This is a genomic window from Robertmurraya sp. FSL W8-0741, from assembly GCF_038004005.1.
Lineage (GTDB): Bacteria > Bacillota > Bacilli > Bacillales > Cytobacillaceae > Robertmurraya > Robertmurraya siralis.
The window spans coordinates 1033160-1046163 of record NZ_JBBOQG010000001.1 but is presented as its reverse complement, the minus strand read 5'-3'; the positions used below and the strand labels follow the sequence as shown (position 1 = coordinate 1046163).

The following is a 13004-nucleotide window of genomic DNA, read 5'->3' as shown; positions in this document are numbered from 1 at the left end:
TTCATAATTTTCATATTTCATAGCGCTTTCTTTTTGAAGAAGAAGGAATGCTCAATTGATCGCGATATTTTGCAATCGTTCTTCTAGAGACGACTATTCCGTGCTTGCTGTTGAGCTCTTTGACAATTTCTTGATCGGACAACGGCTTTTGCTTATTTTCTTCGGCGACGAGCTTCGAGATAATGTCCTTTACTTGTTGTGACGAGGCATTTTCACTGGAAGTTGTTTGGATCGTGCTTGAAAAGAAATACTTCAATTCACATAAACCAAATGGAGTTTGTGCATATTTTTCCCTTACAGCGCGGCTGACCGTTGATTCGTGGACACCGATCTCCTCAGCTATATCCTTCATTGTCATCGGCTTTAAATAGGCTGGCCCCTTCATAAAAAAGTCATGCTGCTTTTCTACAATTTTTATCGCTACTTTTGTGAGCGTTTCTTTTCGCTGTTCCAACGCCTTGACAATCCAAAAATAATCCTGCTGTTTTTCTTGCAAAAAGCGATTGACCTGCTTGTCTTTATAGGAAGAAAATTGCTTATAATACTCCTCATTAAAGCTTACTTTAGGCAGTACCTCATCAAAAATACTAATCGCGAACGCCTCTCCCTCACGCTTTACCACTACATCCGGTGTTATATAAATCGCTTTATCATTCTGAAAAGCAAGCGCTGGTCGCGGATTCAATGTTTGAATAAAATCAAACACTTGCTGAATCTCTCCGGGTGTAACCGCTAAAAGCCTTCCAAGCTCCTTCCACTTTTTTTCAGCAAAAAGCGCAAAATGCTCCTTCACAATGGTTTCTGCCAATTCATCTCTTTTTTCAAGCCTTTGCAGTTGCAGCAACAAGCATTCCTTTAAATCCCTTGCTCCAATTCCAGCCGGCTCTAAACTTTGTAAAATACTTAAACACCATGCTACTTCCTCATTTGTACTGCGCAAATCTTCAGCAATTTCATCTACTGTCGCACAAAGATAGCCATTTGCATCAATGTAAAAAATCATTTCTTGAATAATAAGTCGTTTTTGTTCATCGACTTGCTTTATATTTATTTGCGACAATAAATACGTGTCCAATGATTTATTATCTGTTCCAATCTGTTCGATCCAGCTTTGCTTATCCTTCTCCACCTTCATCGTCGTTCTCTTAGAACGATCCTTCCGTGGATCCATCGTCCGAACATGTTCAGATTCAATTTTTAACAGGGGATTCTCATTCGCCTTTTCTTCCAAAAAAGAAGTCAGCTCTTGTGTGGAATATTGCAATAAGGCAATCGCCTGAGATAATTCTTGCGTCATCGTCAACTTCAAAGTTTGCTGCTGCCATAAACCAGGCTTCAAATCCATCTCATATCCCCCCTTACTGTTATTTTACCTTAAATAGTGGGGATTGGTGAATTGAAATATTATTATGTTGAGATGAGAGGTTGAGTCAAATAATGAAACTTATCGTATTATGAAGCTTGGCCATTTCTCCAATTGAAAATTTATTCTTCACTTAAATCTTCCTTTTGAAAAGTTTATATTATCAGAATATCACTGTCTTCCACCATGTTTTTTTAATAAATGAAACTTTTTCTGTTCCTAATCGATATATATTATATACGCTATAAATAAGGATGTGTATATATGGATTTAATCCTCTGGGTTCCAATCGCCATTTGTGTTTTCGTGACATTGTATTTTGACCGTCCTAAAAATAAACAATAAGAACCCTATTTTTATCTCAATCTCCATTAGCTTAAAAACACAATCCTTCCGCTCCATAAATGAACTAATAATCGAGAGGTAAAACGAATGTACGAATATAAATTTGTTAAGGTTGACCTAGGTATGAGTATGTTTGAAAGCAAACCGAAAGAAGATTACCAAGATGTGATTCATAAACATGCAGCAGAAGGCTGGAGATTCATCCAAATATTTGCTCCTTCAACCAAGGGTTATGGTTCAGCTGCCTATTTTGAACTAATTTTTGAAAGATCCCTTCATTAATGTTGAGGGGGTTTTCTGTTTAGGGGGATCGATTTTCATGTAGAACAAAAGAGCGAAAAATAAAATATTAATAATCATTACTCCAATTACTAATTAAAATTCTGTAAGCTCGTTTTTTACATGGAAGATAGATTAAACAGGTGACATATAAAATTTATAAAACAAGAAGAGATAAAAGCTTTATCCACTTCATGTTTTACTCATTGGGGAGCTATGAAGGCTTATTGGAAAAATGTCTCATAGGTCTCAAGGGCAGATATAGATAACTCCTTATATAAGATGCATACTTTAATAAAACTGCGGCAACATATTTATAGAATTTAGATCAAAAAGGGGCTAAATTTTATGGATAAAAAAAAGGTTGCTGCTTTATGCATGTTATTTCTTCCATGGTTAACTGTTCCAATACTAGGTAAAAAAGCATTTATCCGCTTTTTTCCAGCAGCAAGTTTGGCTAATTTATGCATGATTATACTTAGCGTAATTGCAAATAAAAAAAAATGGTGGAGAAATAAAAATCCACTAACTCCAAATGTTCCGATTGATTTTACATATATACTTGGCGCACATTTTGTTGCCACTCTATGGGTTTTTAAGCTAACCTATGGTTCCTTTCCGTTATATTTATTAGTAAACACGATATTTGATTTTATTAACGCTTTCCCATTTGCTGGAATGTGGAAAAAAATAGGCTTTTTTAAATTTAAGAAAATGAGTCCTACTATGTATTCATTTCTCACTATCATGTTAGCCGTTGTGATCTATATATATCAAAGCGCAGTCGAAAAAGTGATTCGTAACAAGAACAACATTTAAAAAGCCCCTGGCTAATGACAGGGCTCTTTTTTGCTCGAATAAATTAGCTTATACTAAAGGTTCCTAAAAATTGATATTAAAAATTTGTAGCCTTTTCTAAAAATATCATGAAAAGGCAGATTTACATTCAGGATATTAACTTGCAGAAGTCTTTTTTATTTTGCATTTTCAAGTTTTCCTTTAATCATAATCGTCCGTTTACCACAAGATTTAGAAACTCAATCTCATCAAACGTCAGATTTTTAGCTGCAGCTTTCTTTTCCCATTCATCAGATGAAAGAATACCCTTTACTCTTGCTTTTTTGTAGATTTCTGCAGCTTCTTTCCATTGCCAATCTTTCCAGTTTGGTTTCATTCCGCTCAACTTCCTTTCAGGTGTATTTGGTTGTTTCTTCGGTTGTGTCGATTGCGACTTTTTCTTAAGTCCAAAAGCAAGACCATTCACATGACCTTGAGCAATTTTATCGATGTAGTCTGATTGTTTTAATTTTGCAGCATCACTTGCATTGTCGATAAAGCCATTCTCCGTGAGGATGGCAGGCATCTTCGTCTCACGTAACACTGCGTAATTAGCACGTTTTTTACCTCTGTCCCTAAAATCCAAAGAACTTAAGATTTCGGGATGAATTACGTTTTGATTAGCAACTGACACGCTACTCGCATTGGTATGGACAAACGTTTCAAATCCTGTACCGCCGCCTGCGTTAATGTGGATGGACATAAAATAATCGGCTCCCCAAGCATTGGCCATCCTTGCACGTTCCGATAAGGACAGATATTTATCTGTCTCACGGCTTAATTTAACCTGAACATTTTCATATTGAGACAATAAGGATTTTATTTTTAAAGAAATTGCTAAGGTAAGATACTTTTCTAATAATCCATTTGCCGTAGCTCCTGGATCGGTTCCTCCGTGCCCCGGATCGATAAAAATTTTAAGCACTATTTTTCCTCCTCGCATTCGGAGCAAACTGGCTCCCCATGTTCGCCTTTAACAAATAGTTCCTGATTCCATTCGATTTCCTTTCCACACACTACGCATTCAGTTACTTGCCCCATCACTTTCCAACTCCCTTTTCCGTATATTTTCTTACCTTCGCTGTAATCTCTGACTCTAAAATCTTAAATGCCCACATTGGAAAATATTTGTCCCATCCAAGGACATATAAGTTCGCACAAAACGATTGGAAATTATGATAGGTAAACGCAAGTGCAAGAACACTAAAGACAAATGCACCTGTACCTAACATCTGGTCAATTATCCATCCAACTGCCACTACAGCTAATATGATTCCATCTCGAATGACTGCATCAATGCCTTTATTACTTTGATACTTTCCATTTTTCTTAGCTGCTCTTACTCCTACTGTAAAATCAAGTGCGATGATAATCAGCAAAATGGCTGTGATATACGCATGTAAGTCAATAAACCCTTTGGCATTTAACATCACATCTACAAATGCTCCAATAGATGCAGCGATAAATCCAAAGCTAATACTATGATTCGAAAGCATTTTTTGAAAAACTTCTGTTAAATTAAACATGTCTCACTCTCCGGATTCAAAATAAATAGCCCCGATCGGTTCGGGGCATACTGATATTTAGGCATAAAAATAACGCTAGCTTATGCTGCGTCTTATCCTTCATTTTCTAATTCTGAACGAACATCTTCTCGCCACAATAATGGTACCTGGTCGATTACGCGCAATCCAGCGTTGATTAAATCGCAATAAACTTTTACCATTATTCATCGCCTCCATGTAAAGATTCTGCTAATTCAGCAAGTGCTAATTGCGTTTCAAGTTTAGCTTGTTCTTGAGTTTCTGCCAACTCCGCAATCGCTAGTTTAAGGGTTAAGTTTTCTTCTTTTATTAATTCAGTCTCACTTGGTGGTATATCCTCTAATATTGCTTGTGGCGGTGTTACTGATACATCTACACCGATTCCATCAGTAATCTTTAATCGTTTACCTTCGGGGATGTCCACCCATAAAAAGGGCGCTCCTTGTGGTTCTCTTGGCTCTGGCTGTCCGTTAATAACTGACAGTATATAGCCTTTTTCATCATGGACGATTAGTGTTTGTCCCATTTCTATCCCTCCTTTATTTATGCATATGCATACCATTCAACTGTTCCTGCATATAAAACAGGCAAACAAAATCCACTTGCTGAAACATAAGCATCTCGCACTCCAACTTTTAAGTTAAAAGTAGTTTCAGTTGAACTCCCATCAATAAATGTAGCTACTTTAACAGTATCTTGATAGTAAGTATCTCCACCAACTAAATAAGTTGTAATCGATGTCTTAATACTACCATCAAAGATTTTTGCTACAATAAAGCTTGGCCTGAATGATAATCCTTCAAAAATGAATTTATTCATCGTTACTGTTGCTGTATTCCTTGCTATCTCAAAAACTCCAGATCCTGTAGTTGGAGTTAATCCATTCGCCCACTTCTTTCCAACAAACACTTTATCAACAAGCGACTGCAACGGCTCTGTTCCCTCTGTGCCTTCACCAATTTTCCCTGCAAGTTCATTTTTCGAAGTCTGTATCTGATTAACCATCGTTGACATGGTATCCTCATCCGTCACTGGACTGCCGATAACACTTGCTAACTCTGCTTTTGCATTGATACCCTCCAAATTTTGCAAGGAGGTAATAATGTCTTTTATGGATGCTGTATTATCTAAAGGCATGGTTTACCTCCTTTCTATTCGAATGCGATCCATACGTACTCTTTTAAATCCCCGACCCTAATATAAAACCCATCATCATAAGGTGTAAACATATTTGAAGGACTACTAACATTACCGATAATATTAGTGCAAAACGATGCTGGATGGGATGCGCCATATACCGTTAAATCTGCGTGTAAAGATACATCATTATATTTGTCATATACGCTTGTTGGTACTATTTTAGCTTTTGCAATTACGATAGATGGCTTAAAGTCCAAACCTGTTACCGTGATCGCATTATTACCAGTTGATGCCATAACCGCACCTGTCGCCCACCGTTTATTCGTCATCCCACCAATCGCATTCTGAATCTCTATCCAAGGAGCATTAGGCAGCAACGTGCTTCCAACCTTCTCATTAATGACATTAATTAAATTACTTTTAACATCACTTTCATTACGTTCCGCTTCGTTAACAATATCAATTAACGCCTGCTTGTCCGCACCACCTAACCCCCTATTCCGCAAAATAAAAAAATTCGCGTCAGCTACCACCTCCACGAATCCTTTATCAAGTTGCGTTATTTGGCTTCCATCTATGTCCTGCAATGGCTTTGATGTTGCTCCGCCATCCGTTGAGATGGTAATGTTTCCAGTTAAATTGTCATCTAACCGGAAAAACAAGCGATTGGTGTTGGACAATTTATTGATGCGTATCTGTGTGCCGACTATGTTGGGTACTTGGTACATATAATCAGCTTGCTGTGATGTAAGGTCATCACTAACCCCTTTCAAAGCCGAATCAATCTTATCCATATTCTCATTTTGGTCGGCTACATTGTAAAAGTCATCCGGAGCCGGCTTTATTAAGTCGTAATTCGGTGTGTGTGTCGCCATTAAATCACCTCATTCCTAAGTTGGTCATGCGTATATTGAGACAACTGAGCATGCGTATACTTTGAGAGATTACTTTGCTGGTTGAAACGTAGCTGAACATCCATCACCATGTTAACGGGCGTAATGCGCTCAAGCATGTCCACAACCGCATCAAACATTCCTCTTACTGTAAGTTCTACCCTTACACTAATCACCTTTTGGGCGACGTCGATCGATAAGGTGTATCCGTCCTCCCCGCAAAGAGAGTTCATTAAATTACGCAATACCCTTCGTGTGTATGGCGCCTGCTCATTATATCGAGTAAGCAGGCGAAATTTACGCGTTTCCAAAGTATCCGTCCCCGCTGGGAAGATATGAAGCATGCGTTCTCTACGGCTTACTCCATACTCTGTTGACGTTTCGATAAATTGGTCATTCATGGCTTGCTCAGTTGCTTGCCATAATCGCACAATCTGTGGATTCTCCACCTTCGCAATCTCTTGATTCTCTTTAAATTCTCGTAAAACAGGTGGCAGATAGCTTAATACATCAATATCTCTATCCATTTACCACACCTCTTATCGGAATGGCATCAGGGTGCAGAACAATGTTTTCCTGCTCTCCATTGAGTGTCGTGTCTGCAATATCAATGATTCCCGGGATATTCAACAGGCGCGTTTCGATTTGGCTGATTCGCACAACAAGCGCGTCCTGCTCAGCCCATGTTTCATTTAAACTGGCAAAATAACTATCTATCGTTTCAAGCACATAGGGTTCAACCTCCGGCCAAGACCATCCATCTTGATACGTGATGTTTGAAGCAATATTGATTGTGGACTCATCTACCCCGAACACAGTAACGACATGATCCATAGGGGCAAGTCCGACGCCCTCACCTTGCTCCCCGATAGGGTCAATCGTTTTTTGTAGCGTATCAATCAAGGTTTGGGAAGGTTTCTGAAAAAGGGAATTAATCACCACCAGTTTGACCGTACCACCGCCATTCCACGCCCGATACACCTTCACGCCGCCAACACCTTGCAAACTATTGACCTTATCTTTATAGTCTTGTCGATTTCCACCAAAGGCCTGTGAGTTAAAGGAGTTGAAATACCGTCTCCGCAATGCTTCGGTTTCTTCTTCATCTTCTCCAGGAATAAGAACCTCCGTTAATTCGGCAGAAGTAAGGCCGTCGATATAATCAATTGGCACTAACGGACCTAAATAGAGATTCCCTTCATTCCCGAACGTTTCACACTCAAGAACAAATTCTCCTTGTGAAATCCTCTCTATTACTTCATAATTCATGTCATCTAAAGAAAATCGGCTACCAATCGGCACATCGATATTAAATATACCTTTCAACCTAGCTCTTGTTGCCGGTTCCGGAGTGAGACCTCTTTCGGCTGCCCGCTTAATTAAGTTTTCCCGTGTCGCTGTTTCCGCAAAGGTTTCGTTTAGGATGGAATCCAAAGCAATATAAAGCAGCTGCGCTTCAACCGAATTACCAGCTAATGCATTATAGACAATGGAACCCTCTCGTTTATCAATATCCGCATCGATTTGATCCAGCTTTTGCTGAAGCAAATCCTCATAGGTAATCTCCTCATACATTAAATATTCACCACACGATCTGCTTCAAAGTCTCCAAAACTGGAATGGACAGTAAAGGTAGCATGCACTTTCCCCTTACTCGTCTCAAAATGAAAAGCATCAACACTCTCGATCCGATCATCCTGTGTCAATGCTTCGGTAATTCTTCTTTTTAATTCTGGTATAACAAACGCAATTGGCTGGCCATATAAATCGTTGAGTTCAACCCCGAAATCCCATGAATAAATAAGATATTCATAGCGCTCCGTATTTAAGATGACATAGACCGCTTGTTTGACTGCTTCCAAGTTATCGATATATCCGGAAATACGTTTTTTCTCTAAGTGAAGCTTGTACGTTCTACTTGGCTCCTGTTCAAGTTCAAAATCGTTTACTAAGTCATCATTTACAACCGGAATCATGTCGTCACCACCTTGTCCAAGACAACAAATTTTTGCCCTCCCTGCTGCCTAAACAGAATTACTTTATCGCCATTTTTCAATTGATTGTGGACGGTGTACTTTTTTCGGACGCCATCCACCGTCATTTCTACCTCAAAATCCTTGACGTTGTTAGTTAAGATAAGGTGCGTTGAATCTAACGTGAGTTTTTGTTCAAGGCTTATCTTTAAAGGATTCGCACTTACTACGGTCCCATATTCAATCGATGTTGGTTGGGCTTCCTCCACTGCTCGCTTGGCAATTTTCTGAATCAGTTCAACAAGACTAGGCAATAAACTCACCACCCCTTAACGTCAAATCCATCCAATGCTCGCTTTCTTCAAAGGTATGTTTCACTTTCTCCACCATCATGTATTTTTGAACAATGATATCGCCAAGATTGAGACCGACAACTACGGCAGAACCACCTCTCACCCGTAGATCGCCAAAGGCTTTTTTAATCGTTAAATTCCGAGTCTTTTGATTGTAAAGCTGGAGAAGCGCATCTGCTTTCGCCTTTCCATTGACTCCTTCTTTAATCGTGTCAAAGTACTGCAGCACGCCCCAATCATTCATATTTTTTGAATGCTGCGCGATATAGATTTCGCGCTTTCCCGTCTTTTCATTCTCATAGGAAAGCTTAATTTTGTTATATGTCTCACCATCAATGGAAGAAGAGTAATCAAAGTTCTCTCCTGACTCTTCATCGATTAGAAGATCGAGTTTCATCGACTCGATATTTTTAAGCGTGAGCTTACCGTAATCGTCGTAAAGAACATACATCTTTTTGCGATTTTCTAAAGTAATGTCGTGGGCTGTTTGCACAATATCAAATAAGGTTTTATTTTGCTCAACGCGACTTGGAATCTTAAAACCTGTATTTTCAACAGTTCCGACATTGAGACGAAAGTCAGATGCAATCATCCTAATCAATTCGTCCAGCCTTTTATTACTGTAAACATAGGTATCTTTGTTTTTAAAATAGCGCAGCTGGTCATAGGCTGTTACTTCTATATGTTGTTGCTTATCTCTCTTTTTCTGAAAAACAAAGCCGTAAAACAACTTGGTTCCATCTACTTTAATCATGACGGCATTTCCTTCTTGAAAAGCGATGTTCGCATCCTTCAAAACTGTAAAGACAACCTTTCCCGGTACTCCCTTTCGCTCCGTTTCCCACGTGACACCTTCTTCCACCGCAGGATAATATATGTTTTGACCATTTTGAATTGCAATCTCGACATTAGCCAAACTTAATCACCTGCCCAGGATAAATCAGATTGGGGTTGGGAATTTTATTAAGCTTGGCGATTTCAGGGTATCTTGCCCCATTTCCTAAATACTTTTTACACAACGCCCACAAGGTGTCTCCACGAACGACTGTATGGATCTTAGGTGGGGTTTTGTTTGTTGGACGACTGCTTGTTGCCTTAACGGTCTTCTTCGCCGCTGTCGCTTGCTTAATCACCGCTTTTTTGGTTCCGTAGGCACGATATTGTTTTAAATCAATATCAATCTCTAAGTCTAAGCCATTATCGGCATTCTCATTGATTGAATATTCCTCAATCGAAACACTCATATTTGTATCAAACAACAAATTCCCTGCAGGAGATACCCTAGAAACAATAAACTGAAACGGCTTTTTATCAACCTTCAACTTTTCAATCTTGTCCAGAAAAAAAGCCGCGTCTTTGAATCCATCCTTATACACTGCAAATGGGTATAATACTTGAGGAATCAAGGCAGTAAAGGAAATGTCCGTCAGACCGGCTGTTTTTAAAATATTCACTTCGCCATCATTGATGAGAGAAATCGTTTTATTTTGATTGTTGATTTGCATGTCCATTTCTGACGGTGTTACGGGTAACTGCACACCGTCTAAATATACAGTGTACATTAATGATGTTCCCCCTCTGCGGCAATGGTCATCGTTTCATAGACTTTTCCTTCGAGATAACTTACTACTCCATCCAGATCCATCTCATTATTGATGTGATTGCTCATGCCGCTCATATCGACTTTAATTTCAGCCGTAGTAAAGCGGTTAATGACTTCTCGTTCCGCCAAGTCTCTCAAATACTTGAGATCCTCTTCTGCCATATCCATTGATTCAGCCATCCTTTTTGTATTGCCAGCTGTATCTTTTCCAGATATATCCGTGTTATTTACTGAATCTTTGATGCCGTCCATGCCAGTAAATAAATCCTGCATTTTATCTCCTGCAGATTTCTTATCATCATCATCTGAGGCTTTAAATTTAAATAAATTCGATCCCCATGAATATCCTGCGTCCCAAGCTCCGCCAATTGATTTCATGTTCATTTTTGGTGCTTCCCAATAATCTGACGGTGCTTCTCCAACCCAATTTTTAATTTTAGATTTAAAACCTTCTAAATCACTTGTTATTGATGTTCGATGCTTAAACTCTGTCCCTTTAGAAAGTCCAAGAGCTCCTGTAACACTATCTGGGAGTAAGTCAATAAACCAGTTCCAAGCTCTAATCGCACCATTCACAGCGTCGATAATGGCATTTACAAAACTAGTTGCAAAACGATCCCAGCCTTTCGTCATTGATATCCCCATATCCAATACATTCATCACCATATTTGCAAACAATTTTTTTACAGAATAAATCGGATGCCTCCATACATTCACGAAAAATTCTGCAAAGGACATAAAAAGGTTCAATAAATAGGCAACAATATTAAAAATAAAGGCGCCCAACACCGCGAAAGCCCCTGCGATCATTCCAGCTGCACTTAAAGAAGTTCCAGCGCTCATATTGATTGCCCCGATTAAAGCGAAAAAGAGGCCAATTAAGAGAACGATGCTCGCAATTACGAGACTTAAAGGGTTCGCCGCCATGATCAGATTCCACATCCATAAAGCAGCAGCCACAAACATTGCCCATGTTCTTACGATCATCATATAACCGATAAGCACACTTAATGCCCCGACTATCCCAAAAACAATTGGACCAATGATCGCCCAATTATCATAGATAATAGCACCAATTCCAACAATAAATTGAAAAGCATACGAAATCACCTCTGCGAGCACATACAAAGACTGTACAAGCCCATCAACAAAACCTTTAAAACGGTCACTATTGGCAATATTATTCAAATTTTCCAATATCCCTTGGAATGCCCACAATGCTTCATTTTTGAAATTGGTCCATATTTGCGAAAATGTTAGCGGCATGGACTCGTACTTTTCATTAATGTCATCGGCTGCAGTAAATAAGGCACCTTTAATCAGATCTGCCGTAAGTTTTCCTTCAGCAGCCCACTCTTTCATACTTCCTCCGGGGTCCACTTTGCTTATTTGTTCCTCTATTGCCTGTGCCAAGAGCGGTGCGTTTGCCATGATGGAACTATATTCATTTCCTTGCAATTTACCTTCAGCCATCGCATTTATCAACTGATTCATCGCAGCCGTTTGCTCTTGAATGCTCGCACCACCAATCGCAAAATTCTTATTCATCAACTCAGTAAATAGAATCATCTCTTCGTTATTTGAAAAGGATTTTCCAGCGATCATTCCTAACTTCGAGACCGTTGCTGCTGTATCAAGATAAGAACGATTCGCTCGTTGTGCAGAGTCAAATATCATTCGTTGTAATTCTTTAGTCGTTTGCAACCCATCGTTCATTCGTTGAAGTCTAGCAGTTGAATCTGCCATTGTGTCAGATAATTGGATGATATCGCCCGCTGTTTGAAAGGATAGATACTTACCTGCGATCGCGCCAATCTTTGTCAGAAATCCGTTCGCAGCATTAGTTCCTTCTTCCATATTATGATTAAGCTCCTGTTGTTGCTGATTTGTCTCTTGAATGCGTTGTTCTATATTATCGAAGACAGACTCTACTAAAGATAAACTAAGCCTTGCAGATTGTATCGCCGTGGTATCAACTGCATTACTCGATGAGCGATGCAAATGTTCAAAACCAGTCATAACCATTTGCATAGTACTGCTCATCGATCGAAGCGCTTGTGACATGCTGTCCTGTACTTGGATGGTTGTTCTAATTGTCGCCACTCGTTTCACCACCTTTTTCGCAAAATAAAAAGCCACATAAAAAGGCTCCTTACATTCATTTAAATTTATGATTCCTGTTTCTGTTCTCCGGAACCCTGTTTGTACTTGAAGATCTAACCCTTTTAATCCAGTACATAAAACATCTCTTACAGCTCAAAAATAAAATGTTATTATCACCAATATAATCCGGAGCAATGGTCAATCGATGACCTTCTCATTAAACTTAGATGGAGTCAATGAGTTATCTAACTGCCATCATGTTTATTGAAACATGTAAATGCAAAATGAGAAGGATACATAATCAGCATACTTTAGCGTAAATTTCAAATATATTCTTTTTGTGTTGAATAGAGCAGCCTTCCTTAAATTTTAATGTTTTATCTTTTACGCCGCCGTTTGCCCTTTCTCTCCGCCTCCTTCTGCTGCTTTTTCTCCGCATCAATTTTTACTTGCACTGAAGCGATGACAAAGGCCTTTTCTTCTTTAGGCAAGCTTATATATTCAGACGGCCACTTCTTAAGCTTGTGTAAACAGTAATGTGCAACATTCGCCTCGGAGTCGCCGTCTTCTA

Annotated in this window: 16 protein-coding genes; 2 read left to right on the top strand and 14 right to left on the bottom strand. The window is 39.1% G+C overall.

What is annotated here, in order from left to right; translation table 11 throughout:
- Positions 1 to 10: 10 nt before the first annotated feature.
- On the bottom strand, positions 11 to 1345 hold the full coding sequence (gene rpoN / locus NST02_RS05005; RefSeq protein WP_340948259.1) for an RNA polymerase factor sigma-54: 1335 nt from the start codon (positions 1343 to 1345) through the stop codon (positions 11 to 13).
- Between the two features lie 450 nt (positions 1346 to 1795).
- Here rpoN and NST02_RS05000 point away from each other — a divergent pair, with 450 nt between their 5' ends.
- Positions 1796 to 1990, top strand: a complete 195-nt coding sequence (locus tag NST02_RS05000; RefSeq protein ID WP_340948257.1) for a DUF4177 domain-containing protein — start codon at positions 1796 to 1798, stop codon at positions 1988 to 1990.
- A gap of 345 nt (positions 1991 to 2335) precedes the next feature.
- Positions 2336 to 2806, top strand: a complete 471-nt coding sequence (locus tag NST02_RS04995) for a hypothetical protein (RefSeq protein WP_340948256.1) — start codon at positions 2336 to 2338, stop codon at positions 2804 to 2806.
- Between the two features lie 184 nt (positions 2807 to 2990).
- Here the strand turns inward: NST02_RS04995 and NST02_RS04990 are convergent, their stop codons facing one another.
- The 13 genes from NST02_RS04990 to NST02_RS04930 form a co-directional block, all read right to left on the bottom strand.
- A complete protein-coding gene (locus NST02_RS04990) occupies positions 2991 to 3749 on the bottom strand; it encodes an N-acetylmuramoyl-L-alanine amidase (protein WP_340948255.1) in 759 nt (252 codons plus the stop codon).
- A 115-nt stretch (positions 3750 to 3864) separates the two neighbouring features.
- Positions 3865 to 4350 carry a phage holin family protein gene (locus NST02_RS04985; RefSeq protein WP_340948254.1) on the bottom strand — a complete coding sequence of 162 codons (486 nt, stop codon included), beginning with the start codon at positions 4348 to 4350 and terminating at the stop codon, positions 3865 to 3867.
- A 92-nt stretch (positions 4351 to 4442) separates the two neighbouring features.
- Positions 4443 to 4550, bottom strand: coding sequence for a CD1375 family protein (locus NST02_RS04980; RefSeq protein ID WP_340948252.1), 108 nt, complete (start codon positions 4548 to 4550; stop codon positions 4443 to 4445).
- Complete coding sequence (locus NST02_RS04975) at positions 4550 to 4894, bottom strand: hypothetical protein (protein ID WP_340948251.1); 345 nt, start codon at positions 4892 to 4894, stop codon at positions 4550 to 4552. Before NST02_RS04975 ends, NST02_RS04980 begins: the two co-directional genes overlap by 1 nt.
- A 17-nt stretch (positions 4895 to 4911) precedes the next feature.
- The gene (locus tag NST02_RS04970) at positions 4912 to 5505 is read right to left on the bottom strand and encodes a hypothetical protein (RefSeq protein ID WP_340948249.1); all 594 of its coding nucleotides are present in this window, start codon (positions 5503 to 5505) and stop codon (positions 4912 to 4914) included.
- 14 nt (positions 5506 to 5519) lie between these two features.
- The gene (locus NST02_RS04965; RefSeq protein ID WP_340948248.1) at positions 5520 to 6383 is read right to left on the bottom strand and encodes a hypothetical protein; all 864 of its coding nucleotides are present in this window, start codon (positions 6381 to 6383) and stop codon (positions 5520 to 5522) included.
- Positions 6383 to 6928 (bottom strand): putative phage tail protein, encoded by a 546-nt coding sequence (locus NST02_RS04960; protein ID WP_340948245.1) that lies wholly within the window; start codon positions 6926 to 6928, stop codon positions 6383 to 6385. The genes NST02_RS04965 and NST02_RS04960 overlap by 1 nt, the downstream gene beginning before the upstream one ends.
- Entirely contained in the window at positions 6921 to 7976 is a 1056-nt protein-coding gene (locus NST02_RS04955; protein ID WP_340948244.1) for a baseplate J/gp47 family protein, read from the bottom strand. The genes NST02_RS04960 and NST02_RS04955 overlap by 8 nt, the downstream gene beginning before the upstream one ends.
- On the bottom strand, positions 7976 to 8377 hold the full coding sequence (locus NST02_RS04950) for a DUF2634 domain-containing protein (protein ID WP_340948243.1): 402 nt from the start codon (positions 8375 to 8377) through the stop codon (positions 7976 to 7978). The genes NST02_RS04955 and NST02_RS04950 overlap by 1 nt, the downstream gene beginning before the upstream one ends.
- Positions 8374 to 8688 (bottom strand): DUF2577 domain-containing protein, encoded by a 315-nt coding sequence (locus tag NST02_RS04945; protein ID WP_340948242.1) that lies wholly within the window; start codon positions 8686 to 8688, stop codon positions 8374 to 8376. Before NST02_RS04945 ends, NST02_RS04950 begins: the two co-directional genes overlap by 4 nt.
- Positions 8681 to 9643: an XkdQ/YqbQ family protein gene (locus NST02_RS04940; protein ID WP_340948241.1), complete on the bottom strand. Its 963-nt coding sequence runs from the start codon at positions 9641 to 9643 to the stop codon at positions 8681 to 8683. Before NST02_RS04940 ends, NST02_RS04945 begins: the two co-directional genes overlap by 8 nt.
- Positions 9636 to 10289, bottom strand: a complete 654-nt coding sequence (locus NST02_RS04935; protein WP_340948240.1) for a LysM peptidoglycan-binding domain-containing protein — start codon at positions 10287 to 10289, stop codon at positions 9636 to 9638. Before NST02_RS04935 ends, NST02_RS04940 begins: the two co-directional genes overlap by 8 nt.
- The gene (locus tag NST02_RS04930; RefSeq protein WP_340948238.1) at positions 10289 to 12433 is read right to left on the bottom strand and encodes a tape measure protein; all 2145 of its coding nucleotides are present in this window, start codon (positions 12431 to 12433) and stop codon (positions 10289 to 10291) included. The genes NST02_RS04935 and NST02_RS04930 overlap by 1 nt, the downstream gene beginning before the upstream one ends.
- Positions 12434 to 13004: the final 571 nt, after the last annotated feature.

Bases quoted from the DNA above. Each gene is read 5' to 3' on its own strand.
- NST02_RS05000 (WP_340948257.1), top strand. From the start codon at position 1,796: ATGTACGAATATAAATTTGTTAAGGTTGACCTAGGTATGAGTATGTTT.
- NST02_RS04995 (WP_340948256.1), top strand. From the start codon at position 2,336: ATGGATAAAAAAAAGGTTGCTGCTTTATGCATGTTATTTCTTCCATGG.
- rpoN (WP_340948259.1), bottom strand. From the start codon at position 1,345: ATGGATTTGAAGCCTGGTTTATGGCAGCAGCAAACTTTGAAGTTGACG.
- NST02_RS04935 (WP_340948240.1), bottom strand. From the start codon at position 10,289: ATGTACACTGTATATTTAGACGGTGTGCAGTTACCCGTAACACCGTCA.
- NST02_RS04960 (WP_340948245.1), bottom strand. From the start codon at position 6,928: ATGGATAGAGATATTGATGTATTAAGCTATCTGCCACCTGTTTTACGA.
- NST02_RS04950 (WP_340948243.1), bottom strand. From the start codon at position 8,377: ATGATTCCGGTTGTAAATGATGACTTAGTAAACGATTTTGAACTTGAA.
- NST02_RS04970 (WP_340948249.1), bottom strand. From the start codon at position 5,505: ATGCCTTTAGATAATACAGCATCCATAAAAGACATTATTACCTCCTTG.
- NST02_RS04985 (WP_340948254.1), bottom strand. From the start codon at position 4,350: ATGTTTAATTTAACAGAAGTTTTTCAAAAAATGCTTTCGAATCATAGT.
- NST02_RS04955 (WP_340948244.1), bottom strand. From the start codon at position 7,976: ATGTATGAGGAGATTACCTATGAGGATTTGCTTCAGCAAAAGCTGGAT.
- NST02_RS04975 (WP_340948251.1), bottom strand. From the start codon at position 4,894: ATGGGACAAACACTAATCGTCCATGATGAAAAAGGCTATATACTGTCA.
- NST02_RS04980 (WP_340948252.1), bottom strand. From the start codon at position 4,550: ATGGTAAAAGTTTATTGCGATTTAATCAACGCTGGATTGCGCGTAATC.
- NST02_RS04965 (WP_340948248.1), bottom strand. From the start codon at position 6,383: ATGGCGACACACACACCGAATTACGACTTAATAAAGCCGGCTCCGGAT.